The organism is Rhodococcus sp. Leaf247, from assembly GCF_001426185.1.
GTDB lineage: Bacteria > Actinomycetota > Actinomycetes > Mycobacteriales > Mycobacteriaceae > Rhodococcoides.
The window spans coordinates 55,372-80,196 of sequence record NZ_LMRP01000001.1 but is presented as its reverse complement, the minus strand read 5'-3'; the positions used below and the strand labels follow the sequence as shown (position 1 = coordinate 80,196).

The window sequence follows — 24,825 nt, the reverse complement described above, 5'->3', positions numbered from 1 at the left end:
GGAGTACTTCATGTCGATCACGACCACGCGATTCGGTGGACACTCGGCCGTCGTCGACGGACCGGGCGGGTATTCCGGCGTCGAGGCCGGACCGGAGTGGGCAGAGGAGATCCTGCGCCTCGCGGAAGCGAAGAACGCCACGATCCTCGCGCACAACTATCAGCTGCCCGCGATCCAGGACATCGCACACCACGTCGGCGATTCCCTCGCCCTGTCCCGCATCGCGGCGCAGGCCGAAGAGGACACCATCGTCTTCTGCGGCGTCCACTTCATGGCCGAGACCGCCAAGATCCTCGCCCCGTCCAAGACGGTGCTCATTCCCGACGAGCGCGCCGGATGCTCCCTCGCCGATTCCATCGATGCGGCGCAGCTGCGCGAGTGGAAGGCCGAGCACCCCGACGCGGTCGTCGTCTCCTACGTCAACACGACGGCCGAGGTCAAAGGCCTCACCGACATCTGCTGCACGTCGTCCAACGCCGTCGAGGTAGTGAACTCCATCGACCGCGACCGCGAGGTGCTGTTCCTTCCCGACCAGTTCCTGGGCGCCCACGTCCGCCGACAGACCGGGCGCACCAACATGCACATCTGGGCGGGGGAGTGCCACGTGCACGCCGGCATCAACGGGGACGAGTTGACCGCTCGGTCTCGCGCCTACCCGGACGCGGAGCTCTACGTCCACCCGGAATGCGGTTGTGCGACGTCCGCTCTGTACCTGGCGGGAGAGGGCTTCGTCCCCGAGGAGAAGGTCAAGATCCTCTCCACCGGAGGAATGTTGGACGCCGCACGGACCACCCGCGCCACGCAGGTCCTGGTGGCCACGGAGATCGGCATGCTGCATCAGCTGCGTAAAGCCGCGCCGGGTGTGGACTTCCAGGCAGTCAACGACCGCGCGTCCTGCCCCTACATGAAGATGATCACTCCCGCGGCCCTGCTGCGGTGTCTCACCGAGGGCAAGGACGAGGTGCACGTCGACCTCGCCACCGCTGAGCGAGCGCGTGCGTCGGTGGAGCGCATGATCGCCATCGGGTCCCCCGGCGGCGGCGAGTGAGCACCCCTCTCACGCCTGCGTGGGAGGCCGACGCCGATCTCGTGGTCGTGGGCGGTGGCGTGGCCGGACTGGCCGCGGCCATCGAGGCCACACGCCTCGGCATGCGGGTACTCGTCGTCGGCAAGGACATCGAGGGCACGTCGACGCAGTACGCGCAGGGCGGCGTCGCCATCGCGACAGGTGACGACGTCGAGGCGCACGTCCGCGACACGCTGACCGCCGGTGCCGGGTTGTGCGACGAGGCCGCGGTGCGGTCCATCGTCGGCGCGGGGTCGGATGCCTTCGACACCTTGGTTGCGCTGGGCGCCACGTTCGACCACGGTCGGGACGGACAGGTGTCGCGCACCCGCGAGGGCGGACACAGCGTCAGCCGCATCGTGCATGCGGGCGGGGACGCGACCGGGCGTGAGATCCAGCGAGCACTGTCGTCGACGGCGCCCGCCACCGTGGGCGGTGCCACGGCGCTGCAGGTCGTCGTCGGCCCCGAGGGTGCGGCCGGTGTGGTCGTCTCCCTCGGCGGGACGACACCGGGTGTCGACGTGGGCATAGTCCGCGCGCCCGCCGTGCTGATCGCGACCGGTGGCAACGGCATGCTCTACGCGGCCAGCACCAATCCCTCCGGAGCGACGGCGGACGGTGTCGCACTCGCTCTGCGCGCCGGTGCGTCCATCGCCGACGTGGAATTCGTGCAGTTCCACCCGACCGTGTTGTTCAGCCCCGGCGGGCGAGGACGTCTGCCCCTCGTCAGCGAGGCAGTGCGCGGCGAAGGTGCGAGACTGACCGACCTCGACGGACGCTCGATCATGCAGGGTGTCCACCCGATGGGAGATCTGGCACCACGAGATGTCGTGTCCCGCACCATCGCTCGGCAACTGGCCGCGTCGGGCGCGGACCACGTTCTGCTCGACGCACGACCGGTACGCGACATGCATCGCCGCTTTCCGACGGTCACCGCCGCGTGCCTCGACATGGGTGTCGACCCGTCCGAGTCGCCGATCCCGGTGGCGCCGGCCGCGCACTACGCCTGCGGGGGAGTCGTGACCGACACCGACGGTCGCACATCCGTACCCGGTCTCTTCGCCGCTGGTGAGGTGGCACGGACGGGTCTGCACGGTGCGAACCGTCTGGCGTCGAACTCGCTGCTCGAGGGCGTCGTCCTCGGCACCCGTGTGGCGCGAGCGGCACGGGCACGGCTCGGAACTCCCGTCGTCGGGGAACCCACCGAGCTGGGCGACCTCCGCCGTCTGGATCGTGACGTGCTGCAGGCGACGATGACGCGCGACGTCGGCGTCGTCCGCGATGCGGACGGTCTCCGCCGGGCATCGGCCGTCCTGGATTCCGCGCAGACGCGGCCGGTCACGTCGGTGCGCGATGTGGAAGACGCGGCGATGACGATGCTCGCGTCCGCCACCGTTCGTGCGGCGGCACTGCGTACCGAGACACGCGGGGCGCACACCCGACTCGATCATGTCGACTCGGATCCGGCCCAGCGCCGCAGCCGCGCCTTCCGTCTGTCGGAGGACGGCGACATCGTTCTCGTCCGTCACGACGACGACCCGTCCTTCGCCCGGGCGACGACGTCGTTCGGGACCACCACCACCGTAGGAGTGTCGTGACCGCCTCGACCGATGATCTGGTCCCCGTCGACCGCGACGAGATTCTCGACGTGGTGCGCAGAGCCCTCGAGGAAGACCTGCGTTACGGACCCGACGTGACGACGCTCGCGACGGTGTCCGCCGACGCGCGCACGCGAGCATCCGTGGTCTCGCGCGGCTACGGCACCGTGGCCGGTGTCGACGTGGCGCTCGTGGTCCTCGACGAGGTCGCCGGGACCTACGAGACGGTGCACCGGGTCGCCGACGGCACGCGCGTCGAGCCCGGTGACGTCGTCCTCACCGTCGAGACGTCGACGCGTGAACTGCTGACGGCCGAGCGGACGATGCTGAACCTGCTGTGCCATCTGTCCGGCATCGCCACGGCGACCGCCGCCTGGGTCGACGCCGTAGCGGGAACGAAATGTGTCGTCCGGGACAGTCGCAAGACCCTCCCCGGACTGCGCGCACTGCAGAAGTACGCCGTGCGGGCCGGTGGCGGAACCAACCACCGGATGGGCCTCGGAGATGCCGCGCTGATCAAGGACAACCACGTGGTCGCGGCGGGGTCCGTGGTCGCCGCACTGCATGCCGTGCGGCGTGCGGCACCCGACATCGCGTGCGAGGTCGAGGTGGACACGCTCGAACAACTCGACGAGGTGTTGGCCGAGAACGTAGACCTCGTCCTGCTCGACAACTTCCCCCTGTGGCAGACACAGATGGCCGTGCAGAGACGAGACAGATCGGCTCCGGGTACGCGGCTCGAATCGTCCGGAGGGCTGACGTTGGACTCGGCCGCCGAGTACGCCGGCACGGGCGTCGACTTCCTCGCCGTGGGCGCTCTCACGCACTCGGTGACGGTGCTCGACCTGGGCCTCGACTTCGGCTGACGTTTCGGTGTCGGGCTCCTCGGGCACAATCGGTCACATGACATCAGTGACGACAGTGGACCGTGGCGACCGTGTGATCGCCCGACGGGTGACCGTGAACGCATCGGCAGACGAACTCTTCGCACAGGTGGCCGACCCGCATCGTCACGGCGAGCTCGACGGCTCCGGCACCGTCAAGGACACCGTGAAGGGCCCGTCGCCTCTGTCGAACGGAGCCAAGTTCTCGGTGAAGATGAAGCAGTTCGGCCTGCCGTACCGGATCACCAGCACGGTGACGGAGTTCGTGGACACCGGTGACACCAAGGTCATCGAGTGGCAGCACCCGCTGGGACACAAGTGGCGCTGGGAGTTCGCGCAGACCTCGCCGACGACGACCGACGTCACGGAATCGTTCATCTACGGCACCGCCAAGGCTCCGGCGATGCTCGAACTGACCAAGCAGACGGACAAGAACGTCGTCGGAATCACCGCCACCCTCGAGCAACTGGCCAACCGGTACGCCTGACCTCGCTGTCGGCCAGTCGTCCCCGACGGGTGCGGTCAGTGGGCGTTGCGCGATAATTGCCATGCGCCGCACGGCCGCACCACGCCGTGACCCCCGAGAGGACCACTCATGACCGCCCGCACCGAGCTGAGACGCGTCGATCTACGCGGCAGCTCCCCGTCCACGGCCGAACTCAGGGCCGTTCTCCCGCGAGGCGGAGTGGACGTGAACTCGGTGCTGCATCTGGTCACTCCTGTGGTCGAGGCGGTCCGTGAGCGCGGTGCCGACGCGGCGCTCGACTACTGCGAGACATTCGACCGGGTCCGTCCCGACGCGGTGCGCGTACCCGCCGCCGCGCTGGAGAAGGCCCTGGCCGACCTCGATCCCGCTGTCCGTGAGGCGCTGAACGTCTCCATCGAGCGCTCCCGCACGGTGCACGAGGATCAGCGGCGTTCGGAGACGGTGACCACGGTCGTACCCGGCGGCACGGTCACCGAGAAGTGGGTGCCCGTCGATCGCGTCGGTCTGTACGTGCCCGGAGGCAATGCCGTCTACCCGTCGTCGGTCGTCATGAACGTCGTGCCGGCGCAGGTGGCCGGCGTCGGCAGCCTGGTCGTCGCGTCGCCGCCGCAGGTCGACTTCGGCGGACTGCCGCACCCCACGATTCTCGCCGCCGCGGCTCTGCTGGGCGTCGAGGAGGTCTGGGCTGTCGGCGGGGCGCAGGGCGTCGCGCTGCTCACCTACGGCGGCATCGACACCGACGGTGAGGCCCTCGAGCCGGTCGACATGATCACCGGACCCGGCAACATCTACGTCACCGCCGCCAAGCGGCTGTGCCGAGGCGTCGTCGGCATCGACTCCGAAGCAGGACCGACGGAGATCGCGATCCTCGCCGATCACACCGCGGACCCGGTCCACGTGGCGGCCGACCTCATCTCCCAGGCCGAGCACGATGTCCTGGCTGCCAGCGTGCTGGTGACCACCTCCCTGGAGCTGGCAGACGCCGTCACACGTGAGGTCGCCGAGCGCACTCTCACCACCAAGCACTCCGAGCGTGTGGCGACGGCGCTGTCGGGCGAGCAGTCCGGCATCGTGCTGGTCGATTCGCTCGACGCCGGCATCAGGACCGTCGACGCGTACGCCGCGGAGCACCTCGAGATCCAGACGGAGAACGCGTCGGAGGTCGCCGGTCGCATCCGCAGCGCCGGAGCGGTCTTCGTCGGCCCGTGGTCACCGGTGAGCCTCGGTGACTACTGCGCGGGTTCCAATCACGTCCTGCCGACAGCAGGGTGCGCCCGGTTCTCGTCGGGTCTGTCCGTGCAGACGTTCCTGCGTGGGATCCACATCGTCGACTACTCGCGGGACGCACTCGAAGGAGTTGCGGCGCATGTCGTCGCCTTGGCGAATGCGGAGGATCTGCCCGCTCACGGCGACGCTGTGAGCGTGCGTTTCGAGGCGCGCTCGTGACGGCCGTTCCCGGTTCGGGCGCCACCCTCGCCGACCTGCCGTTACGCGAAGCGCTGGTGGGGAAGTCGCCGTACGGTGCCCCGCAGCTCGAGGTTCCGGTCCAACTGAACACCAACGAGAATCCGCACCCGCCGTCCGAGGCGCTCGTCGAGGACGTGGCGCGGTCGGTTCGCGAAGCCGCGGCGTCGCTGCACCGGTACCCGGATCGGGACGCGGTCGCTCTGCGGACCGACCTGGCGTCGTACGTGGCGGGACGCACCGGGGTCGCGGTGACCGTCGACAACCTGTGGGCGGCCAACGGCTCGAACGAGATCCTGCAGCAGGTGCTCCAGGCGTTCGGCGGGCCGGGGCGACGCGCGCTGGGATTCGTCCCGTCGTACTCGATGCATCCGATCATCTCGGCGGGAACGCAGACGGAATTCCTCGACCTGCACCGCCGCGAGGACTTCTCGCTCGACATCGATGCGGCCGTGTCGGCCATCGAGTCGACCGACCCCGACGTCGTCTTCGTGACCACGCCGAACAACCCGACCGGACACACACTGACGCTCGACGACATCCGCAGGATCATCTCGGCGACACGCGGAATCGTCATCGTCGACGAGGCCTACGCGGAGTTCTCCGATGCGCCGAGTGCGGTGGAGTTGATCGACGAGTTCCCGACCCGCGTGGTGGTCAGCCGGACCATGAGCAAGGCGTTCGCCTTCGCGGGCGGACGGCTGGGCTATCTGGTCGCCGCGCCGGCGATCGTCGACGCACTCCTGCTGGTCCGGCTCCCGTACCACCTGTCGGTTCTGACGCAGGCCGCTGCGCGCGCCGCGCTGCGGCACGCCGACGACACCCTGGCCTCCGTCGCGGAACTGGCATCGGAGCGTGACCGTGTGATGGGTCGACTGGCCGCACTCGGATTCCATGTCATTCCGAGCAGCGCCAACTTCGTCCTGTTCGGTCGCTTCGCCGACGCGGCCGCGGTGTGGCAGCAGTACCTCGATCACGGCGTCCTGATACGGGACGTCGGCATCGACGGGCACCTGCGGGTGACCATCGGCGTGGAGGCGGAGAACGACCGCTTCCTCGAGGTCAGTGCTGCGCTCGTCGACACGGTGACCGGCCCCATCGCCCCCCTACAGAGGACGTCCCAGTGAGCAGCATCATGACCCCGAACCGCATCGCGCGTATCGAGCGGACGACGAAGGAGTCGTCCATCACGGTGGAGCTCAACCTCGACGGCACCGGGATCGTGGACGTCTCCACCGGTGTCCCGTTCTTCGACCACATGCTGACCGCGCTGGGAACGCACGCCAGTTTCGACCTGACCGTGCATGCGAAGGGCGACATCGAGATCGAGGCACATCACACGGTCGAGGACACGGCTATCGTCCTCGGCCAGGCGCTGGGCCAGGCACTCGGCGACAAGAAGGGAATTCGCCGTTTCGGTGACGCGTTCATTCCGATGGACGAGACGTTGGCTCACGCATCGGTCGACGTGTCCGGCCGCCCGTACTGCGTGCACACCGGGGAACCGGAGCACATGCTGCACGCCGTCATCGCGGGATATCCGGGCGCGCCGTACTCGACGGTGATCAACCGCCACGTCTTCGAATCCATCGCGTCCAACGCTCGCATCGCCCTGCACGTCCGGGTGCTGTACGGGCGCGACCAGCACCACGTCACCGAGGCCGAGTACAAGGCCGTCGCGCGCGCTCTCCGCGCTGCCGTCGAGCCGGACCCTCGCGTCACGGGTGTGCCGTCGACGAAGGGAAGTCTGTGAGCTCGGTAGCGCTGCTCGATTACGGTTCGGGGAATTTGCACTCTGCACAGCGGGCTCTCGAGCGTGTGGGTGCCGATGTGACCGTGACCTCCGACCACCGCGTCGCCCTCGCCGCCGACGGGCTCGTGGTTCCGGGCGTCGGCGCGTTCGGCGCCTGCATGGACGGTCTGCTGTCGGTCCGCGGGGACGAGCTCGTCGACAAGCGGTTGGCCGGTGGCCGTCCCGTGCTGGGCATCTGTGTCGGTATGCAGATCATGTTCGATCGTGGTGTCGAGTTCGACATCCCCGCGACGGGCTGTGGCCAGTGGCCCGGAACGGTCGACAAACTGCATGCCGAGGTCCTGCCGCACATGGGGTGGAACACGGTCCGTCCCGGCGAGGACTCGGTCCTGTTCGCCGGGATGAGCCCCGACACGCGCTTCTACTTCGTGCACTCCTACGGCGCCCAGACCTGGGAGATGGAACCGAGCGACTCCCTGGCAGCGCCCGTTCTCACGTGGGCGAACCACGGCGGTGATTTCATCGCGGCCGTCGAGAACGGTCCGCTGTCGGCGACGCAGTTCCACCCGGAGAAGTCGGGCGACGCGGGCGCGGTGCTGCTCGAGAACTGGCTTCGTACGCTCTCGTGAGCGAGCTACCCGACTTCTCCTTCGGGCGGCACGCCGCGCTCGTGCTGGGTGCGGCCACGGTGATGCTCGGTCTCACGACGGTGGCGCTGTGGGCGATGAGCCCCGACGGGCCGCTCGGTCTCGTCGTCGTCGCGGTCGGTCTCGTCCTGACGTTCGCGGTCGCATCCGTCGTGTCCAAGCAATCCCTACGCAGGTCTTTCGACGAGGTGGGTACCGACGACGCCGAAGCCGACCGCAGCGACTGACCGCCCTGCCCTGCCGCACAGCGCCGTCGATCGTGCCGGTAACCTCGTCGAACGTGAGCCTGGTACTTCTTCCCGCAGTCGATGTCGCCGACGGTCAAGCTGTTCGTCTCGTCCAAGGAGAGGCCGGCAGTGAGACCTCCTACGGCTCGCCCCGTGACGCCGCCCTCGCGTGGCAGAACGACGGAGCCGAGTGGGTGCACCTCGTCGATCTCGACGCCGCTTTCGGCCGCGGATCGAACCGTGAGTTGCTCGCCGGCGTCGTCGGCGAACTCGACGTGAAGGTCGAGCTGTCGGGAGGAATCCGCGACGACGAGAGTCTGCGCGCGGCGCTGGCCACCGGATGCGCGCGCGTCAACCTCGGTACCGCGGCGCTCGAGGATCCGGAATGGTGCAAGCGGGCCATCGGCGAGTACGGAGACCGTGTCGCCGTGGGACTCGACGTGCGCATCGTCGACGGACAGCACCGCCTCCGCGGCCGTGGGTGGGTCAGCGACGGGGGAGACCTCTGGGAGGTGCTCGAGCGCCTCGATCGCGACGGTTGCACCCGCTACGTGGTCACCGACGTCACGCGCGACGGCACCTTGACCGGCCCCAATCTCGAACTCCTCGAACAGGTCTGCGCCGTCACCGACGCACCCGTCATCGCCTCCGGTGGCGTGTCCACCGTGGACGATCTGGTGGCCATCGCGTCCCTGACGCCGAAGGGTGTCGAGGGCTCGATCGTGGGCAAGGCGCTCTACGCCGGCAAGTTCACGCTCCCGCAGGCCCTCGCAGCGGTCGCGGACAGCGCGCCGTCGACGCCGTGAGCGATCTGGATCTCGACAGCCTCGCCGGCACCGCCCGCGGGCTGCTCGACGGGATCCACGACCGGTTCGTCGCCGGCGCCGGCGCTCCCAGCGCTGTCGCCAAGGGCCCGGACGACTTCGCGACGGCCGTCGACCTCGAACTGGAACGCCGACTGGTCGAGGAGTTGCAGGAGCAGACGCAGATCCCCGTCCACGGCGAGGAATTCGGCGGTCCGCCCGTCGACTCCGGAACCGTGTGGGTCCTCGACCCCATCGACGGCACCTTCAACTACTCGTACGGATTGCCCACGGCGGGAACGTTGCTCGCGCTGATGGTCGACGGCACTCCGGTCATCGGCCTGACGTGGCTGCCGTTGATCGGACAGCGTTTCTGGGCTGTCGACGGTGGTCCGGTGTACCGCGACGGCGATGCGTTGCCCCGTCTGTCGACCACGTCCCTTTCGTCGTCGGTCGTGGGCTTCGGTGCCTTCAACATCGACAGTCGGGGCAGGCTGCCGGGGGCGTACCGAGTCCAGCTGCTGTCCGACATCAGTCGGGTGTCCTCGCGCATCCGCATGCACGGCTCGACGGGTCTGGACCTCGCGTACACCGCGGCGGGAACACTCGGAGCGTCGATCGTGTTCGGACACCACGCCTGGGACAACGCGGCGGGAGCCATGCTGGTGCGCGCAGCGGGCGGCGTCGTCACGGATCTGGCCGGGGAGCAGTGGACCTCGGCGTCGACCTCGGTCCTGGCCGCGGCGCCCGGTGTGCACGAGGAAGTTCTGAACATCCTCGCGCATGTCGGTGATCCCGCGTCGTACACACCCGATACCCGGTCAGGAGCCCGTAGATGAGCGTCGCGGTCCGTGTCATCCCGTGCCTGGACGTCGATGCCGGCCGTGTGGTCAAGGGCGTCAATTTCGCCGACCTCCGCGACGCGGGGGATCCGGTGGAACTCGCCGCGAAGTACGACGCCGAAGGCGCCGACGAACTGACGTTCCTCGACGTCACCGCGTCGTCGGGTGGCCGGGCGACGATGCTCGACGTGGTCACCCGCACCGCCGAGCAGGTCTTCATCCCCCTCACGGTGGGCGGCGGAGTCCGCACGGTGCAGGACGTGGACACGTTGCTCCGCGCGGGCGCCGACAAGGTGTCCATCAACACCGCTGCACTGGCGCGGCCGGAGTTGTTGCGGGAGCTCAGTTCTCGTTTCGGGTCGCAGTGCATCGTGCTGTCGGTCGATGCGCGGACGGTGCCCGAGGGTGAGCAGCCCACCGAGTCCGGCTGGGAGGTGACGACCCACGGTGGTCGGCGCGGTACCGGTGTCGACGCCGTCGAGTGGGCACGCCGCGGCGCCGAACTGGGCGTCGGAGAAATCTTGCTGAACTCGATGGACGCTGACGGTACGAAGGCCGGGTTCGACATCGCGATGATCACGGCGGTGCGCGGCGCGGTGCACGTCCCGGTGATCGCCAGCGGGGGAGCGGGCGCGGTCGAGCACTTCGCCCCTGCCGTGGCAGCGGGTGCCGACGCCGTCCTCGCAGCCAGTGTCTTCCACTTCGGTGAGATGACGATCGGTGACGTCAAGACGGCTCTCCGCGCGGACGGAGTGGAGGTCCGGTGAGCACTCCCGTTCTCGACCCCGCCATCGCGTCGCGGCTCAAGCGCAACGACGACGGTCTGGTCTGTGCGGTCGCACAGGAACGCGGGACCGGAGACGTCCTGATGGTGGCCTGGATGGACGACACCGCCCTCGCGATGACTCTCGAGACGCGGAAGGGGACCTACTGGTCCCGATCGCGTCGTGAGTACTGGGTCAAGGGCGAGTCGTCCGGGCATGCGCAGCGCGTGCACGAGGTGCGACTCGACTGCGACGGCGACACCGTGCTGCTGACGGTCGATCAGACCGGCGGCGCCTGCCATACCGGCGACCACACGTGCTTCGACGCGGATCTGCTGCTCGGGGACGACAGCTAGTCGGAACTCGTCTGGCGCGCGATTCCTGCGTCGAGGTTCGTCACCATCACCGTTCCCAGCGCCAGCAGTTCCGAGACCTGATCGTCGTCGAGGCCGTCGAAGACCAGCGACCGAACGGTCGATACGTGCCCCGGGGCGGTCTCGATCACCTTGGCGTACCCGTCGTCCGTCAGCACGGCGTGTGATCCGCGCCCACCGCTGATGCTTTCCCGACGCGCCCATCCGGCTTTCTCGAGTTTCGTCATCACGTGGGAGAGCCGCGACAGCGACGCGTTGGAGAAGTCGGCGAGGTCTCGCAGACGCAGGCGCCGGTCCGGGGCCTCCGACAGGGTGGCGAGGACGAAGTAGTCGAAGTGCGTCATGCCCGAGTCGCGCTGGAGTTGGGTGTCCAACGCCGCCGGCAGGCGTGTCACGAATGCCACCAGCGCCCGCCAGGCGTCCTGTTGTTCGGGAGTGAGCCATCGCGTGGCCTGTGGTTCCTGTGCATCAGCCATCGCTGTCGAAATCGTCCTGTTCTGCCGTCGTCGCTGTCGGTGATCGTTCGAGTCTCCCACCGCGACGCTGCGTTCCGCCGCGCGGAGGCCCGGTGAGTCGGCGCACCCGTGCGAGCCACACCTGAAGTACCCGGGAAGATGGGGCGCATGCAAGCTGAGAAGGACACGGCCGCGTCCGGTGCGTCGACGCAGTCCGGCGGCGACGGCACTACCACCCGGGAGCAGTTCCGCGAGCTCGCCGCGGTGCACCGAGTAGTGCCGGTGATCCGGAAGGTGTTGGCGGACTCCGAGACTCCGCTGTCGGCCTATCGCAAGCTGGGCGGTGACAAGCCGGGAACGTTCCTGCTCGAGTCGGCGGAGAACGGCCGCTCGTGGTCGCGCTGGTCGTTCATCGGCGCGGGCAGTCCCAGCGCGTTGACGGTCTTGGACGGTGAAGCGGCCTGGATGGGCGAGACTCCCGCGGGTGCACCGTCGGGTGGTCATCCACTCGACGCCCTGGGCGCAACGATCGAACTGCTGCGCTCGGAGCGTCTGCCGAACCTGCCGCCGTTGACCGGTGGGATGGTCGGCTATCTCGGGTACGACGCGGTCCGCCACATCGAGCGTCTCCCCGAGCTGACCGAGGATGACCTTCAGATCCCCGAGATGGTCATGCTGCTGGCGACCGACCTGGCAGCCGTCGATCATCACGAGGGCGCGATCACCCTGATCGCCAGCGCGGTCAACTGGGACGGCACCGACAACCGGGTGGACGAGGCGTACGACGACGCCGTCGCCCGGCTCGATCGGATGACCGCCGCCCTGTCCTCGCCGGCCGACTCCACCGTCGCGTCGTACTCGCGCCCGGCGCCGCAGTTCCGCCGTCAGCGCACCTCCGAAGGATTCGGGGCCGACGTGCGCCGTCTCGTGGAGGAGATCGAGGCCGGCGAGGCGTTCCAGGTGGTGCTGTCGCAACGCTTCGAGATGGACACCGACGCCACTCCGTTGGACGTCTACCGCATGCTGCGGGCGTCGAATCCCAGCCCGTACATGTACCTGATGCACGTACCGGGCCCCGACGGTGAGACCGCCTTCTCCATCGTCGGCTCCAGCCCGGAGTCGTTGGTCACCGTCGCCGACGGCGTCGCCACCACGCATCCCATCGCGGGTACCCGCTGGCGCGGCGCCACCGAGGAGGACGACATCCTGCTCGAGAAAGACCTGCTGGTGGACGAGAAAGAGAACTCGGAACACCTCATGCTCGTCGACCTCGGGCGCAACGATCTGGGCCGCGTGTGCGAGCCGGGCACGGTGAAGGTGACCGAGTACCGCCACGTCGAGCGCTACAGCCACGTGATGCACCTGGTGTCGACGGTGACGGGCCGACTCGACGAGGGCAAACACGCGCTCGACGCCGTGCGCGCCTGCTTCCCCGCGGGGACGCTGTCCGGCGCGCCCAAGGTCCGAGCGATGGAACTGATCGAGGAACTCGAGCCCACCCGCCGGGGTGTGTACGGAGGGATCGTCGGCTACCTCGACTTCGACGGCGACGCCGACACCGCCATCTGCATCCGCTCCGCCCTGATCAAGGACGGAACCGCCTACGTCCAGGCGGGCGCCGGGGTCGTGGCCGATTCGGTCGCCGAGTACGAGGACACCGAGGCGCGCAACAAGGCCATGGCCGTACTCGGTGCGGTGGCCGCCGCCGAGACGGTGACGACGTTCGGGGCAGGTCGGTGAGAGGCGGCCGTTCCACCGTCGGTGTTTCCGCGGTTCTGCTCGCCCTCGCGGCTCTGGCGCTGTGGGCGTCGTCCCGCATGACGTGGGTGACGGTGATCAGCTCCGACGGACTGGGGGAGCAGCAGACCACCCGTCTGGTGGGTGGAACATGGGCGGCGGCCACGACGCCGTTGGCCATCGCAGCCATCGCCGCCGTAGCGGCTCTGTTCGCCATCCGTGGTCGATGGACCGTCGTGCTGGCGGGGCTCATCGCCCTGGTGGCAGTGGCCGCGGCGATCCCGTCGGTACAGCTGCTTGTCTCGGGCGCCACCGCGGACCGTGCCGGGTCTCTCGCGGAACTGCCGGGCCGGGCCGAGGTGATCTCCGCCGAGGCGAACAGGGCACCCGCAGCGTTGGCGTTCGCCGGGGCGCTTCTCGCTCTGGCCGCCGCGGTGACCGTCGCCCGGTCCGCCCGCTCGACACGCGGGTTGTCCGACCGCTACGACAGTCCCGCCGTCCGACGCGATCGCGCCGAGCAGACAGTGCTGGCCGATCCCGACGACCCCGCGGAGGAACCGAGTGAACGTGCCATCTGGGATGCGCTCGACTCGGGCCTGGACCCCACGCTCGATCGTGAACGACGCTCCGGCGAGGGGCGATCGGAGAACGGTGAGACCCGCTAGTCGGTCTTGTCCGTCCGGCCTCTACTCTGAGCGAACGGATGACAAGCGCCACACATCCACCGCGGTGTCTCCGACGACATCGACTGCACTTCGAAAGGACGCGGGGGCTCCGATGACCGTTCTCGATTCGATCCTCGACGGAGTACGTGCGGATGCACTCGCACGCGAATCCGTCGTCGATTTCGCCTCCGTCAAGAAGGCCGCTGCCGCTGCTCGGCCTGCACTCGATGCCGCCGCAGCGCTCATCGAGCCCGGTATCGCCGTCATCGCCGAGGTCAAGCGCGCCAGCCCGTCGAAGGGCACGCTCGCAGACATCCCGGACCCCGCTGTCCTCGCCGGCGCCTACGAAGCAGGCGGCGCTCGTGTGATCAGTGTGCTGACCGAGGAGCGTCGGTTCCGCGGGTCCCTCGACGACCTCGATGCGGTGCGCCGCGCGGTCAGCATCCCGGTGCTGCGCAAGGACTTCATCGTCGGGCCGTACCAGATCCACGAGGCGCGAGCGCACGGTGCGGACATGATCCTGCTCATCGTCGCGGCCCTCGAACAGGACGCGTTGGCGTCGTTGCTGGACCGCACCGAATCGCTCGGTATGACGCCCCTCGTCGAGGTGCACACCGAGGAAGAGGCGGACCGGGCCCTCGAAGCCGGCGCGAAGATCATCGGTGTCAACGCCCGCAACCTGAAGACGTTGGAAGTCGACCCCGACACGTTCTCGCGGATCGCTCCCGGCCTGCCGTCGAACATCATCCGCGTCGCCGAGTCCGGTGTCCGCGGCACCGCCGACCTCCTGGCCTACGCCGGCGCGGGTGCGGACGCCGTGCTCGTCGGCGAGGGATTGGTCACCAGTGGCGACCCTCGCTCCGCCGTGCGTGATCTGGTGGCCGCCGGAACGCACCCGTCGTGCCCGAAACCGGCTCGCTGAGCAGTTCCACCCGGCTCGTCGGCGCAACGCGTCATCGGGCAGACTCTTGGTGTGACTACCAGCCATATTCCGAACTCGAGCGACGGCATCACCGATCGCACGTCTCACGACCCGGACCTCGGCGGGCATTTCGGTAAGTACGGTGGCCGATACGTTCCCGAGGCGCTCATGGGCGTCATCGAAGAAGTCACCACCGAGTACGCGAAGGCACGCGGCGACCGCACTTTCCTGGACGAGCTCGACCGTCTGCAGCGCGACTACACCGGACGTCCGTCCCCGGTGTTCGAGGCCGCGAATCTGTCGACGCACGCCGGCGGCGCTCGCATCCTGCTCAAGCGCGAGGACCTCAACCACACCGGTTCGCACAAGATCAACAATGTGCTCGGACAGGTGCTCCTCGCGAAGCGGATGGGTAAGACCCGCGTCATCGCCGAGACCGGAGCCGGCCAGCACGGTGTCGCCACCGCCACTGCCTGCGCACTTCTCGGACTCGAGTGCCTCGTCTACATGGGTGAGGTCGACACCGAGCGCCAGGCGCTCAACGTCGCGCGGATGAAGCTCCTCGGCTCCGACGTCGTCCCGGTCACCTCGGGATCGCGGACTCTCAAGGACGCCATCAACGAAGCGCTCCGTGACTGGGTCACCAACGCGGACGCCACGTACTACTGCTTCGGCACCGTCGCCGGACCGCACCCCTTCCCGATGATGGTGCGCGACTTCCAGCGCATCATCGGCATGGAGGCTCGCGCTCAGCTGATGAACAGCATCGGTCGGCTTCCCGACGCCGTCGCGGCGTGTGTCGGCGGCGGATCGAACGCCATCGGCATCTTCCATGCGTTCATCGACGACCCGGCCGTGCGCCTCATCGGATACGAAGCTGCCGGCGACGGCATCGAGACGGGCCGTCACGCCGCCACCATCGGGGCAGGATCGCCCGGTGCCCTGCACGGTGCGTTCTCGTACCTGCTGCAGGACGCCGACGGACAGACGATCGACTCGCACTCGATCTCCGCGGGTCTGGACTACCCCGGCGTGGGACCGGAGCACTCGTACCTCAACGACATCGGGCGCGCCGAATACCGGCCCATCACCGACACCGAAGCGATGGAAGCGTTCACGCTGCTGAGCAAGACCGAGGGCATCATCCCCGCGATCGAGTCGGCGCACGCGATCGCCGGCGCGGTGAAGCTGGGCCGGGAACTGGGCGAGGGCGCCGTGATCCTGGTCAATCTGTCCGGACGTGGAGACAAGGACGTCGACACCGCAGCGAAGTGGTTCGGGATCCTGGACGAGAAGGGCAAGATCAAGTGAGCGTCACACCCACCCCGATCCCCGTGAATTCGGGTCCGTCACGGCTCGCATCGGTCTTCGAGACCACGCGTGGTGAGAAGCGCGCCGCGCTGGTCGGCTACCTGCCCGCAGGCTTTCCCACCGTCCCGGAATCGATCGAGGCAGTCCGCGCGCTGGTCGAGAGTGGTTGCGACATCATCGAAGTCGGCGTCCCGTACTCCGATCCCGTCATGGACGGGCCCACCATCGCGGCAGCGGCAGGTCGAGCGCTCGAGAACGGTGCCCGTGTGCGCGACGTGTTCACGGTCGTCGAGGCCATCGCCGACGCCGGTGGCAAGGCCGTCGTCATGACCTACTGGAACCCCGTCATGAAGTACGGCGTGTCCGCGTTCGCGGCCGACCTGGCGTCGGCCGGTGGCCTCGGCATGATCACGCCCGATCTCATCCCCGACGAGGCAGGCGACTGGTTGCAGGCCTCCGACGACAATCACCTCGACCGCATCTTCCTGGTCGCGCCGTCCTCGACCGAGGAACGGCTCTCGCGCACCGTCCAGTCGAGTAGCGGATTCGTCTACGCCGCGTCGACGATGGGCGTCACCGGAGCCCGCGACGCCGTGTCGTCGGCCGCGCCCGAGCTGGTCTCGCGCATCCGCGTGCATTCCGACATCCCCATCGGCATCGGCCTCGGCGTGCGTTCCGGTGCGCAGGCGGCGGAGATCGCTGCCTACGCCGACGCTGTCATCGTCGGATCCGCTCTGGTCACGGCCGTCGACTCCGGTATCTCCGCGGTGTCCGCGTTGACGGCGGAACTCGCCGAGGGCGTGCGGTCCGCCGAGGCGGCCTCGTGACCCTCGCGTCGAGCACCGCGGTTCTGGCATACCTGCCCAGTCCGCCTCAGGGAGTCTGGTACGTCGGTCCACTCGCTCTCCGCGCCTACGCGTTCTTCATCATCGTCGGCATCGTCATCGCGATCGTCTGGGGAGACAAGCGATGGGTCGCTCGCGGTGGCGACAAGGGAACAGTCCTCGACGTCGCCGTGTGGGCCGTACCGTTCGGGCTCATCGGTGGCCGGCTCTATCACGTCATCACCGACGCACCCACGTACTTCGGCGAGGGCGGCAACCCCGTCGATGCGCTGAAGATCTGGCAGGGCGGGCTCGGCATCTGGGGAGCGGTGTTCCTCGGTGGTGTCGGTGCGTGGATCGCGTGCCGGCGCCGGGGAATCCCGCTGCCGGCGTTCGGCGATGCCGTGGCGCCCGGCATCCTGCTCGCGCAGGCGATCGGTCGTATCGGCAACTACTTCAACCAGGAGCTGTACGGCCGGGAGACCACCCTCCCGTGGGGTCTCGAGATCTACGAACGTGTCGATGCCAACGGTCGCGTCGACACACTCGGTGGTGTCTCGACCGGCGTCGTCGAACGCGTCGTCCATCCGACGTTCCTGTACGAACTGCTGTGGAACATCGTCATCGTGGTTCTGATCGTGCTGATCGACCGTCGGTTCCGACTCGGTCACGGTCGCATCTTCGCCCTGTACGTGGCGGGCTACTGTGCGGGACGATTCGTCGTGGAACTGATGCGCAGCGACTTCGCCACGCTGATCGGTGGCATCCGGGTCAACTCGTTCACGTCCGGAATCGTGTTCCTGTTGGCGCTGGCCTACGTGGTGCTGGCACCGAAGGGCCGCGAGGATCCCGCGTCGTTGTCGACGCGGACCGAGAACGAGACCGCCGACGACACGGTTGCCGACGACACGGTTGCCGACGACAAGGCCGGGGACGACGCGGTTGCCGACGAGAAGACCGTCGACGAGAAGACCGTCGACGAGAAGGCCGCTGACGACAAGGTGCTGTCGACGAGTGAGGACGAGGGACGTGACCGATCCTGAGAAGCCCGACCTGACGAAGAAGCCCGCGGCGAATCCCGACACGTCTGGCACCGAGTCCAGCTCCGGACCCGGCTGGAACACCAACGCCAGTTTCGGCGAGGGTCCGGGCGCCGGCGCGTACCCGTCGTATCCGTCGCCCGGCACGTTCCCGGAACCGTCCGCCGGCGACACGGCCGCGTTCGGTTACCCGGTGGGCGAATACGGCTCGTGGAACCGGGAGCCCGAGGCGAGCACATGGGCGGCGCCGTCCGCCGAGACTCCCTACGGCCAGGTGCCCCAGTACGGTCAGCCCCAGTACGGGCAGCAGCCTCAGTACGGTCGACAACAACCCTACGGTCAGAATCTGTACGCGCAGAACAACTTCAACGGTCCGGGCTACGGCGTGGATCCCTCCGCGCCGTTCGGGCGGGACATGGCGACGGGCGAGCCGTACGGCGACAAGTCCAAGGTGACGGCGGGCATCCTGCAGCTCGCGCCCCTACTGTTCGGTCTGCCCATCGCTGTCGGCCGGTTCTACATCGGGACCACGGCGATCGCTGTGGCCCAGGTGGTCCTCTTCGCGGTGAGCGTGCTTCTGACCATCACGCTGATCGGCGCGATCATCGGTCTCCCGCTGTACGCGGCGGTGTGGTTGTGGTGCCTGATCGACGGAATCATCATGCTCGCGAGCAAGGTCCGCGACGGTGAGGGCCGGTTGCTCAAACCCTGAACGACCGGCTGGTTAACTACTCGCCAGTAGCCCGATTGTCAGGACATAGCGCCGCCACTTCGATAGGAATCGGGTGTCGCGGGGACTAGGCTTGCACGTGTGACCCGACGGACGAAGATCGTATGCACTCTGGGACCAGCGACAGCCACCGACGAGAAGATCAGGGAGCTCGTCGAGAGCGGAATGGATGTCGCTCGACTCAATTTCAGCCACGGTGACTACCCCGATCACGAAGCGAACTACACGCGAGTGCGGGCGGCGTCCAACGCCACCGGCAAAGCCGTCGGCATCCTCGCCGACCTCCAGGGTCCGAAGATCCGCCTCGGCCGCTTCAAGGAGGGTAAGACCACCTGGGCCAACGGCGAGCTGATCCGCATCACCGTCGAGGAGTGCGAAGGCACCCACGACAGGGTGTCCACCACCTACAAAGAGCTTGCGCAAGACGCGAAGCCGGGCGATCGCCTGCTCGTGGACGACGGCAAGGTCGGTCTCGTCGTCACCGATGTCGAGGGCAACGATGTTCTCTGTCGCGTGACCGAGGGTGGCCCCGTCAGCAACAACAAGGGTGTCTCGCTCCCCGGTATGGACGTCTCCGTTCCCGCCATGTCCGAGAAGGACACCGAGGATCTGGAGTTCGCCCTCGCGCTGGGCGTCGACTTCATCGCACTGTCCTTCGTGCGGTCTCCGGCGGACATCGAGCTCGTGCACGCGATCATGGATCGAGTCGGCCGCCGAGTGCCGGTCATCGCGAAGATCGAGAAGCCCGAAGCAGTCGACAACCTCGAAGCCATCGTTCTCGCATTCGACGCGGTGATGGTCGCTCGCGGTGACCTCGGCGTGGAGCTCCCGCTCGAGCAGGTGCCGCTGGTGCAGAAGCGCGCCATCCAGATCGCGCGCGCCAACGCCAAGCCGGTCATCGTCGCCACGCAGATGCTCGAGTCGATGATCGAGAACTCCCGCCCCACCCGCGCGGAGGCATCCGACGTCGCGAACGCGGTGCTCGACGGTACCGACGCGGTGATGCTGTCCGGTGAGACCTCCGTCGGCAAGTTCGTGATGGAGACGGTGCGCACCATGGCCCGCATCGTCGAGACCGTCGAGATGGAGGGTGATGCAGTTCCCGCCCTCACACACACCCCCCGTACCAAGCGCGGCGTCATCTCCTATGCGGCGCGCGACATCGGCGAGCGTCTGGACGCGCGCGCCCTGGTCGCGTTCACGCAGTCCGGTGACACCGTTCGGCGTATGGCTCGTCTACATTCGCGCCTGCCTCTGCTCGCTTTCACGTCCATCCCCGAGGTCCGCAGCCAGCTGGCGCTGACGTGGGGAACGGAGACGTTCCTCGTTCCCTTCGTCGACACCACGGACGGGATGGTGCGCGAGGTGGACAAGTCGTTGCTCGAGCTCGATCGGTACAACCGCGGTGACCAGGTCGTCATCGTCGCCGGTGCTCCTCCCGGCACTGTAGGCTCCACCAACTTGATCCACGTGCATCGAATCGGAGAAGAGGACCGGTAAGTGACCGAAGCGGGGGGGACGGTCGGAGACGACCTGTCGGAGCGTCGGGGGGACGCGACGACTGTCACGACAGGGCGCTCACGCGACCTGAGCGTGTTGTTGGACATTCTGGATCTGACCGATACGGGCGAGGACACGTTCGTCGGGCGTCATCCGGCGGAGGTCGGTAGTAGGACGTTCGGCGGACAGTTGGTGGCACAGGGTTTGATCGCCGCGGGGCGGACGGTGTCCGGCGGCAGACCTGTTCACGCGATCAATGCTCATTTCGTGCGCGGAGGAGATGTCAAGCGCGACATCGAGTATCGGGTCGATCGGCACCGGGACGGCCGAGCCTTCGCGAACCGTCAGGTCACGGCGTACCAGGACGGCGAAGAGCTGTTCGTGATGCTGGCCGCGTTCCAGGACGCTCGCGGGGGACTCGAGCACAGCGTGGAGTTGCCGGAGGTCGATTACCCGGAACTGCTTCCACCGCTGGGCAATCACTTCGACGGATACGAAGACCGACTGAAGATGTTCGTCGACGCGTTGAAACCCATCGACATGCGCTACGCCAATGATCCGGCCTGGATCATGAAAGGCACGGGGGAACGCCTGAACCACAATCGCGTGTGGATGAAGGCCGACGGACCGTTGCCGGACGATCCGAACCTGCACGTCGCGACGATGGGGTACGCGTCGGACACGACTGTGCTCGACTCCATCATCACGACGCACGGATTGTCCTGGGGACTGGATCGCATCGTCGCGGCCACGGTCAACCACTCGATCTGGTTCCATCGACCCTTCCGGTTCGACGAGTGGATGCTCTACGCCACCGAATCCCCGGTAGCCGCCGGCTCACGGGGATTGGCGACGGGTCGATTCTTCTCTCGCAGTGGTGAATTGGTGGCGACGGTTGTTCAGGAAGGTCTGATCCGCCATTTTCCGACGCGGTGAGTCGTCGGCGACGATGACGAATATGTCGGCGAAGCAGTCACGTCCGAATTCCGCGAGTACGCCTGCGATGAATTTTGTTCCGGGCAAGCATTTTCCGCTGAGAATGCGGGAGACGGTGGCGGGATCGACCCCGATTCGTTCCGCCAACTGTCCGTCCGTCGTGATCTCCGCGTAGCGACGTAGTCGTTCCAAGCCGTCACGATCCAGCGCGAGATTCGCCATCGATTACCCCCCAGTGATCGATCGTGTCGCGCTCGTTGCGCGCACGACACGAAAGGTACACACGCAATAGCGCCGCGGCAATCGACACACTCTGGCTCGAGTTGCGTCGATGTCAGTAGTGTTCGCGCCATGGGTGAGACGTCCGGGGTGGGGGAGACGTGGTGGGAGTACTTGAACCGCGTCACAGACAGAGCATCACAAGTGGAGATCGCGCGGGCAGCAGGGGTGGATCCCGCGTCGGTCTCGAGATGGAAGTTGGGGAAGAACACGCCGAGTGCCGATCGCGTCATCGCTGTCGCGCGGCACTTCGGCCGTAATCCGGTCGAGGCGCTGGTGGTCGCACGGTATCTGGCGCCGCACGAGGTCGACGCCAGAATCGAACTCGCTGCCAGCGCCGCGGCGTTGACGGACGAGGAACTGGTGACAGCCATCCGTCGACGCCTGGTCGATCGGCCGTCGCACGAGGACGTCGTCGCGGTCGACATGTCGCATCACACCGTGCACTGACGGACCGTCGTCGGTCCTACTCCGCGCGCTCGTCGATCAGGAAGATGATCAGCGTGGCGGCCAGAACTGCTGCGGGAATCCATGCTGCCCGCACGCCGATCGTTTCCGTGGCCGCCGCGCCCGCGAGCGCACCGAGCGCGAAGACGGCGATGACGGCGCTGTAGACGCGAACGGCACGCCTGCCGGCGGGATCACGGTCGACGAGGGCGGCGAAGCCTGCGTCGGTGAACCGCATGAGGTTGCCGGTCATCGCCACGGCGATGAAGTTGAGGTCGCCGATCGTGCGGAACAGCGCGAACTGCAGGGATGCGATGAACGCAATGGGGACGGTGACCAGCGCGTTCGGAACGGTGTCGGGGACGAAACCGACGACCGCGAGGATCGCGGCCTGAGCTGCGACAGACCATCGGATCGGCCGATGCACGTGGCGTTCGGCTCGCCCGGACTTGATGACGTTCGCGATCACCACTCCGACGACGAACGCCAGAAGAGGCCAGAGGTGATCGGCGGCCGCGCTCCACTGTGTACGCGAGAGTTCGATGGCCAGGAAGATGACGTTGCCGGTCTGCGCGTTGGCGAACACGCCACCACGGGAGACGAAGGTGTACGCGTCGAGGAATCCGCTCGCAGCCGTCACGATGAGAGCGAATCGCAGGCTGGTGGACGTGGTGGTCACGGGGACACCTCCACGACCACGCGCCACGCCTCGGTCTTCTCGGCCAGTGTCGACGACGCGTGCGCCGGGCTCGTCGAGGGGAGCCGCCGGCACGTCACGGCGCGGGGCAACCGGACATGTCGGAGGAAAAGCTTCTCGGCGGCGGCACCGTTGAGAAAGATTCGGCGGACGGTCGGATGATCGGTGACGAAGCCCGCAAGGTCGTTGGCCACGGCGGTGTCGGCGTCGATGGCGGAGTCCAGACTTCCCTCGCGCGTGCAGAGTTCGAGAACATCCCACACCGCTATACCGGACGCGGTGAGTGCCGCGACACGGTCGTCGTATGGATCGTCGGCGCGGAAGTCCACGAGCTGAGCCATGATCGGCCAGAACGCATTTCGCGGGTGTGCGTAGTACTGTCCCGCGCGCAGCGAGGCCACGCCCGGCATGGATCCGAGAAGGAGGGTGTGCGGACTCGCGCCCACGAGGGGCGCGAAACTGTGGACGACGGTCACTGCGCCACCCCGGCGGCGAGCAGCAGGATCGACGACGCGACCCCGGCGAGAACGCGGACGTGGTTCCACCGCGTCCACCGGAGCAGGAATTCGGGCCAGACGTCGTCGCGCGCAGCGAGGCGGTTGTTCAGAGGCACGTTGACGACGACGGTCACACCGACGCATCCACCGACGTAGAGGACCGCTGCGAGCACGACGAGCGATGCGGGTATGCCAGGCTCGAGGACAGCCGTCACGGCGGCAGCGACGGTGGCCACCGCGGTGCCGAACAGGAGAACCATGAAGAGGGGAGCGACGATGACCACGTTGATGCGGTTCATCACCGCGGCGGCCGACGACGCGGGCTGTGATGCCAATGCCGGCATCACGGCGAGGGAGAACGCGAGAAGAATCCCCGACACGAGGGCGGATCCGAGTCCAGCGACGATCAGGAGAGCGGTCACGGCGGACCCTTTCTGTGCGGCAGTCCTGCCATCGAATCAGACGCGTGTGGCTCGCAGGGAAAGGACCGGCCGTTGATCGTCACGAGTGCATTCTTCGCGGACTACGCGAGGCAGTCGGACCAGAAGCTCGACGTCCTCGGAGGAATCTGGGACTGGTGCGTCCTTCCGTCGTTGGAACAGCCCGTCGAGGCGTATCTGGTGGTACTCCTGCAGCGCGGCCCGGACGACGCCGACGGCGGTCGCCTGCAGGTGCAGATCACGGACGGAGAGGACGAGCCGCTCCACGTGTTCGAGTTGCCCGTCAGCGGCCGCATCGACGGCGAGCAGCAGGCGGTCGCATTCCCGATCTCGTTCACCTGTCGACGCATCGGGAGGCATGTCGTGCGGCTGACGACAGGACGCGACGACGTGGGATTCGCTCTGTCGCTGGATGTTCGGTCGATGACCTGACGTGTGGAACGTGGTGCCCTCGGTGAGACTCGAACTCACACTGCACGGGTTTTGAATCCGTTTCCTCTGCCAATTGGGATACGAGGGCGGACCACTCGCTCGGCGAATGGTGCGGTCACCGAGTGTAGAAGATCGGTGCCGACGCCGGTGCACCGGTACCCTGACGGTGCCCTGCGGGGCGGCCGTGTTCGACGGGTGGGAAGAACCGCCAGTGAGTAGAAGAGGACGAGTCCACGATGAACACACCGGTTGCTCCGGCGGCGAAGCGCGTGGTCGTGGCGGAGGACGAGTCGTTGATCCGCCTGGACCTGGTCGAGATGCTGCGCGAAGAGGGCTACGACGTCGTCGGTGAAGCGGCCGACGGACAGGAAGCCGTCGATCTGGTGCGCGCTCTGCTGCCCGATCTGGTGATCATGGATGTGAAGATGCCTCGTCGTGACGGCATCGACGCCGCGTCGGAAATCGCCGCTGCCCGGTTGGCGCCTGTTGTGATCCTGACGGCGTTCAGTCAGCGTGAGCTGGTCGAGAGAGCACGAGATGCCGGCGCGATGGCGTATCTGGTCAAACCCTTCACCAAGGCCGACCTGGTGCCGGCCGTGGAACTTGCCGCCAGTCGGTTCACGGAGATCTCCGCGCTCGAGACGGAGATCGCGGATCTCACCGATCGTTTGGACACCCGCAAGCTGATCGAGCGCGCGAAGGGCCTGTTGATGACGTCGCAGTCGTTGTCGGAACCGGACGCGTTCACGTGGATCCAACGTGCCGCCATGGACCGCCGCACCACCATGAAAGCGGTTGCTGCCGTGGTCATCGAGACGCTGGGAAATACGCCCGCTTCGTGAGATTCCGGGGCACGAACCGGCCGTGACGACTGTGCCAGGCTACGGCCACGTTAAAACTCGCTGCCAACACGTCACAGTAAGGTCACAGGGCTTGTTCCAGAGGTCGCGAACGGTCCCGGAACGATAGGTTCTCCTTCACGAGCGTCGCGGTATCGGGTGCGT

29 protein-coding genes and 1 tRNA gene are annotated in these 24,825 nt (G+C 67.5%); 25 read left to right on the top strand and 5 right to left on the bottom strand.

The window, feature by feature from the left end; all coding sequences use genetic code 11:
* Positions 1-10: 10 nt before the first annotated feature.
* The 13 genes from nadA to hisI all read left to right on the top strand — a co-directional run bounded on the left by nadA (position 11) and on the right by hisI (position 10,891).
* The gene (gene nadA / locus ASG64_RS00380) at positions 11-1,048 is read left to right on the top strand and encodes a quinolinate synthase NadA (RefSeq protein ID WP_042573285.1); all 1,038 of its coding nucleotides are present in this window, start codon (positions 11-13) and stop codon (positions 1,046-1,048) included.
* Positions 1,045-2,664, top strand: coding sequence for an L-aspartate oxidase (locus tag ASG64_RS00375; RefSeq protein WP_082517914.1), 1,620 nt, complete (start codon positions 1,045-1,047; stop codon positions 2,662-2,664). The genes nadA and ASG64_RS00375 overlap by 4 nt, the downstream gene beginning before the upstream one ends.
* Positions 2,661-3,530 (top strand): carboxylating nicotinate-nucleotide diphosphorylase, encoded by an 870-nt coding sequence (gene nadC / locus ASG64_RS00370; RefSeq protein WP_042573286.1) that lies wholly within the window; start codon positions 2,661-2,663, stop codon positions 3,528-3,530. The genes ASG64_RS00375 and nadC overlap by 4 nt, the downstream gene beginning before the upstream one ends.
* A 37-nt stretch (positions 3,531-3,567) precedes the next feature.
* Positions 3,568-4,035, top strand: a complete 468-nt coding sequence (locus ASG64_RS00365; RefSeq protein WP_042573408.1) for an SRPBCC family protein — start codon at positions 3,568-3,570, stop codon at positions 4,033-4,035.
* A 108-nt stretch (positions 4,036-4,143) separates the two neighbouring features.
* Positions 4,144-5,481 (top strand): histidinol dehydrogenase, encoded by a 1,338-nt coding sequence (gene hisD, locus ASG64_RS00360; protein ID WP_056069063.1) that lies wholly within the window; start codon positions 4,144-4,146, stop codon positions 5,479-5,481.
* Complete coding sequence (locus tag ASG64_RS00355; protein WP_056069060.1) at positions 5,478-6,626, top strand: histidinol-phosphate transaminase; 1,149 nt, start codon at positions 5,478-5,480, stop codon at positions 6,624-6,626. Before hisD ends, ASG64_RS00355 begins: the two co-directional genes overlap by 4 nt.
* Before the next feature lie 8 nt (positions 6,627-6,634).
* Complete coding sequence (hisB, locus tag ASG64_RS00350) at positions 6,635-7,252, top strand: imidazoleglycerol-phosphate dehydratase HisB (RefSeq protein WP_042573409.1); 618 nt, start codon at positions 6,635-6,637, stop codon at positions 7,250-7,252.
* Positions 7,249-7,881, top strand: coding sequence for an imidazole glycerol phosphate synthase subunit HisH (gene hisH, locus ASG64_RS00345; protein ID WP_042573289.1), 633 nt, complete (start codon positions 7,249-7,251; stop codon positions 7,879-7,881). Before hisB ends, hisH begins: the two co-directional genes overlap by 4 nt.
* Positions 7,878-8,126 (top strand): hypothetical protein, encoded by a 249-nt coding sequence (locus tag ASG64_RS00340; RefSeq protein WP_056069057.1) that lies wholly within the window; start codon positions 7,878-7,880, stop codon positions 8,124-8,126. Before hisH ends, ASG64_RS00340 begins: the two co-directional genes overlap by 4 nt.
* Before the next feature lie 53 nt (positions 8,127-8,179).
* Positions 8,180-8,932 carry a bifunctional 1-(5-phosphoribosyl)-5-((5-phosphoribosylamino)methylideneamino)imidazole-4-carboxamide isomerase/phosphoribosylanthranilate isomerase PriA gene (priA, locus tag ASG64_RS00335; RefSeq protein WP_042573410.1) on the top strand — a complete coding sequence of 251 codons (753 nt, stop codon included), beginning with the start codon at positions 8,180-8,182 and terminating at the stop codon, positions 8,930-8,932.
* Positions 8,929-9,768, top strand: coding sequence for an inositol monophosphatase family protein (locus ASG64_RS00330; RefSeq protein ID WP_042573291.1), 840 nt, complete (start codon positions 8,929-8,931; stop codon positions 9,766-9,768). Before priA ends, ASG64_RS00330 begins: the two co-directional genes overlap by 4 nt.
* The gene (gene hisF, locus ASG64_RS00325) at positions 9,765-10,538 is read left to right on the top strand and encodes an imidazole glycerol phosphate synthase subunit HisF (protein ID WP_042573292.1); all 774 of its coding nucleotides are present in this window, start codon (positions 9,765-9,767) and stop codon (positions 10,536-10,538) included. The genes ASG64_RS00330 and hisF overlap by 4 nt, the downstream gene beginning before the upstream one ends.
* The gene (hisI, locus tag ASG64_RS00320; protein ID WP_042573293.1) at positions 10,535-10,891 is read left to right on the top strand and encodes a phosphoribosyl-AMP cyclohydrolase; all 357 of its coding nucleotides are present in this window, start codon (positions 10,535-10,537) and stop codon (positions 10,889-10,891) included. The genes hisF and hisI overlap by 4 nt, the downstream gene beginning before the upstream one ends.
* On the opposite strand, the gene ASG64_RS00315 is transcribed toward hisI, so the two are convergent.
* Entirely contained in the window at positions 10,888-11,385 is a 498-nt protein-coding gene (locus tag ASG64_RS00315; RefSeq protein WP_042573294.1) for a MarR family winged helix-turn-helix transcriptional regulator, read from the bottom strand. The two genes, hisI and ASG64_RS00315, sit on opposite strands and share 4 nt — an antisense overlap.
* Positions 11,386-11,532: 147 nt before the next feature.
* On the opposite strand from ASG64_RS00315, the gene ASG64_RS00310 reads away from it, so the two are divergent.
* The 10 genes from ASG64_RS00310 (at position 11,533) to ASG64_RS00265 (ending at position 21,758) form a co-directional block, all read left to right on the top strand.
* Positions 11,533-13,104 (top strand): anthranilate synthase component I, encoded by a 1,572-nt coding sequence (locus ASG64_RS00310; protein WP_056072362.1) that lies wholly within the window; start codon positions 11,533-11,535, stop codon positions 13,102-13,104.
* Positions 13,101-13,766 carry a TIGR02234 family membrane protein gene (locus tag ASG64_RS00305; RefSeq protein ID WP_056069054.1) on the top strand — a complete coding sequence of 222 codons (666 nt, stop codon included), beginning with the start codon at positions 13,101-13,103 and terminating at the stop codon, positions 13,764-13,766. The genes ASG64_RS00310 and ASG64_RS00305 overlap by 4 nt, the downstream gene beginning before the upstream one ends.
* A gap of 112 nt (positions 13,767-13,878) precedes the next feature.
* Positions 13,879-14,688 (top strand): indole-3-glycerol phosphate synthase TrpC, encoded by an 810-nt coding sequence (gene trpC / locus ASG64_RS00300; protein WP_056069051.1) that lies wholly within the window; start codon positions 13,879-13,881, stop codon positions 14,686-14,688.
* Between the two features lie 51 nt (positions 14,689-14,739).
* Positions 14,740-15,999 (top strand): tryptophan synthase subunit beta, encoded by a 1,260-nt coding sequence (gene trpB, locus ASG64_RS00295; RefSeq protein ID WP_231568594.1) that lies wholly within the window; start codon positions 14,740-14,742, stop codon positions 15,997-15,999.
* Between the two features lie 23 nt (positions 16,000-16,022).
* Positions 16,023-16,826 carry a tryptophan synthase subunit alpha gene (gene trpA / locus ASG64_RS00290; protein WP_042573411.1) on the top strand — a complete coding sequence of 268 codons (804 nt, stop codon included), beginning with the start codon at positions 16,023-16,025 and terminating at the stop codon, positions 16,824-16,826.
* The gene (lgt, locus tag ASG64_RS00285; RefSeq protein WP_056069048.1) at positions 16,823-17,866 is read left to right on the top strand and encodes a prolipoprotein diacylglyceryl transferase; all 1,044 of its coding nucleotides are present in this window, start codon (positions 16,823-16,825) and stop codon (positions 17,864-17,866) included. The genes trpA and lgt overlap by 4 nt, the downstream gene beginning before the upstream one ends.
* Positions 17,853-18,575: a TM2 domain-containing protein gene (locus ASG64_RS00280; RefSeq protein WP_056069045.1), complete on the top strand. Its 723-nt coding sequence runs from the start codon at positions 17,853-17,855 to the stop codon at positions 18,573-18,575. Before lgt ends, ASG64_RS00280 begins: the two co-directional genes overlap by 14 nt.
* A 99-nt stretch (positions 18,576-18,674) precedes the next feature.
* A complete protein-coding gene (gene pyk / locus ASG64_RS00275; RefSeq protein WP_042573300.1) occupies positions 18,675-20,093 on the top strand; it encodes a pyruvate kinase in 1,419 nt (472 codons plus the stop codon).
* A 33-nt stretch (positions 20,094-20,126) separates the two neighbouring features.
* Positions 20,127-21,029 carry an acyl-CoA thioesterase gene (locus tag ASG64_RS00270; protein ID WP_056072359.1) on the top strand — a complete coding sequence of 301 codons (903 nt, stop codon included), beginning with the start codon at positions 20,127-20,129 and terminating at the stop codon, positions 21,027-21,029.
* Between the two features lie 351 nt (positions 21,030-21,380).
* Positions 21,381-21,758, top strand: a complete 378-nt coding sequence (locus ASG64_RS00265; RefSeq protein ID WP_052493121.1) for a helix-turn-helix domain-containing protein — start codon at positions 21,381-21,383, stop codon at positions 21,756-21,758.
* Positions 21,759-21,774: 16 nt separating this feature from the next.
* Here the strand turns inward: ASG64_RS00265 and ASG64_RS00260 are convergent, their stop codons facing one another.
* The 3 genes from ASG64_RS00260 to ASG64_RS00250 are packed head-to-tail and all read right to left on the bottom strand — an operon-like array spanning position 21,775 to position 23,371.
* Positions 21,775-22,434 carry a YoaK family protein gene (locus ASG64_RS00260; RefSeq protein WP_082518267.1) on the bottom strand — a complete coding sequence of 220 codons (660 nt, stop codon included), beginning with the start codon at positions 22,432-22,434 and terminating at the stop codon, positions 21,775-21,777.
* On the bottom strand, positions 22,431-22,928 hold the full coding sequence (locus ASG64_RS00255) for a DNA-deoxyinosine glycosylase (protein WP_056069038.1): 498 nt from the start codon (positions 22,926-22,928) through the stop codon (positions 22,431-22,433). Before ASG64_RS00255 ends, ASG64_RS00260 begins: the two co-directional genes overlap by 4 nt.
* Positions 22,925-23,371 carry an anthrone oxygenase family protein gene (locus ASG64_RS00250; protein ID WP_056069035.1) on the bottom strand — a complete coding sequence of 149 codons (447 nt, stop codon included), beginning with the start codon at positions 23,369-23,371 and terminating at the stop codon, positions 22,925-22,927. Before ASG64_RS00250 ends, ASG64_RS00255 begins: the two co-directional genes overlap by 4 nt.
* A gap of 72 nt (positions 23,372-23,443) precedes the next feature.
* Between ASG64_RS00250 and ASG64_RS00245 the strand changes: the two genes are divergently transcribed.
* The gene (locus ASG64_RS00245) at positions 23,444-23,821 is read left to right on the top strand and encodes a hypothetical protein (protein WP_042573304.1); all 378 of its coding nucleotides are present in this window, start codon (positions 23,444-23,446) and stop codon (positions 23,819-23,821) included.
* Positions 23,822-23,832: 11 nt separating this feature from the next.
* On the opposite strand, the gene ASG64_RS00240 is transcribed toward ASG64_RS00245, so the two are convergent.
* Positions 23,833-23,909 (bottom strand) — tRNA-Leu (locus ASG64_RS00240).
* A 148-nt stretch (positions 23,910-24,057) separates the two neighbouring features.
* On the opposite strand from ASG64_RS00240, the gene ASG64_RS00235 reads away from it, so the two are divergent.
* Positions 24,058-24,663 (top strand): ANTAR domain-containing response regulator, encoded by a 606-nt coding sequence (locus ASG64_RS00235; protein WP_042573305.1) that lies wholly within the window; start codon positions 24,058-24,060, stop codon positions 24,661-24,663.
* Positions 24,664-24,825 lie beyond the last annotated feature (162 nt).

What these genes read in the sequence shown, in the direction of transcription:
- ASG64_RS00365 (WP_042573408.1), top strand. Translation starts at nt 3,568, where the DNA reads ATGACATCAGTGACGACAGTGGACCGTGGCGACCGTGTGATCGCCCGA.
- ASG64_RS00265 (WP_052493121.1), top strand. Translation starts at nt 21,381, where the DNA reads ATGGGTGAGACGTCCGGGGTGGGGGAGACGTGGTGGGAGTACTTGAAC.
- hisF (WP_042573292.1), top strand. Translation starts at nt 9,765, where the DNA reads ATGAGCGTCGCGGTCCGTGTCATCCCGTGCCTGGACGTCGATGCCGGC.
- trpC (WP_056069051.1), top strand. Translation starts at nt 13,879, where the DNA reads ATGACCGTTCTCGATTCGATCCTCGACGGAGTACGTGCGGATGCACTC.
- nadA (WP_042573285.1), top strand. Translation starts at nt 11, where the DNA reads ATGTCGATCACGACCACGCGATTCGGTGGACACTCGGCCGTCGTCGAC.
- ASG64_RS00235 (WP_042573305.1), top strand. Translation starts at nt 24,058, where the DNA reads ATGAACACACCGGTTGCTCCGGCGGCGAAGCGCGTGGTCGTGGCGGAG.
- hisB (WP_042573409.1), top strand. Translation starts at nt 6,635, where the DNA reads ATGACCCCGAACCGCATCGCGCGTATCGAGCGGACGACGAAGGAGTCG.
- hisD (WP_056069063.1), top strand. Translation starts at nt 4,144, where the DNA reads ATGACCGCCCGCACCGAGCTGAGACGCGTCGATCTACGCGGCAGCTCC.
- ASG64_RS00310 (WP_056072362.1), top strand. Translation starts at nt 11,533, where the DNA reads ATGCAAGCTGAGAAGGACACGGCCGCGTCCGGTGCGTCGACGCAGTCC.
- ASG64_RS00315 (WP_042573294.1), bottom strand. Translation starts at nt 11,385, where the DNA reads ATGGCTGATGCACAGGAACCACAGGCCACGCGATGGCTCACTCCCGAA.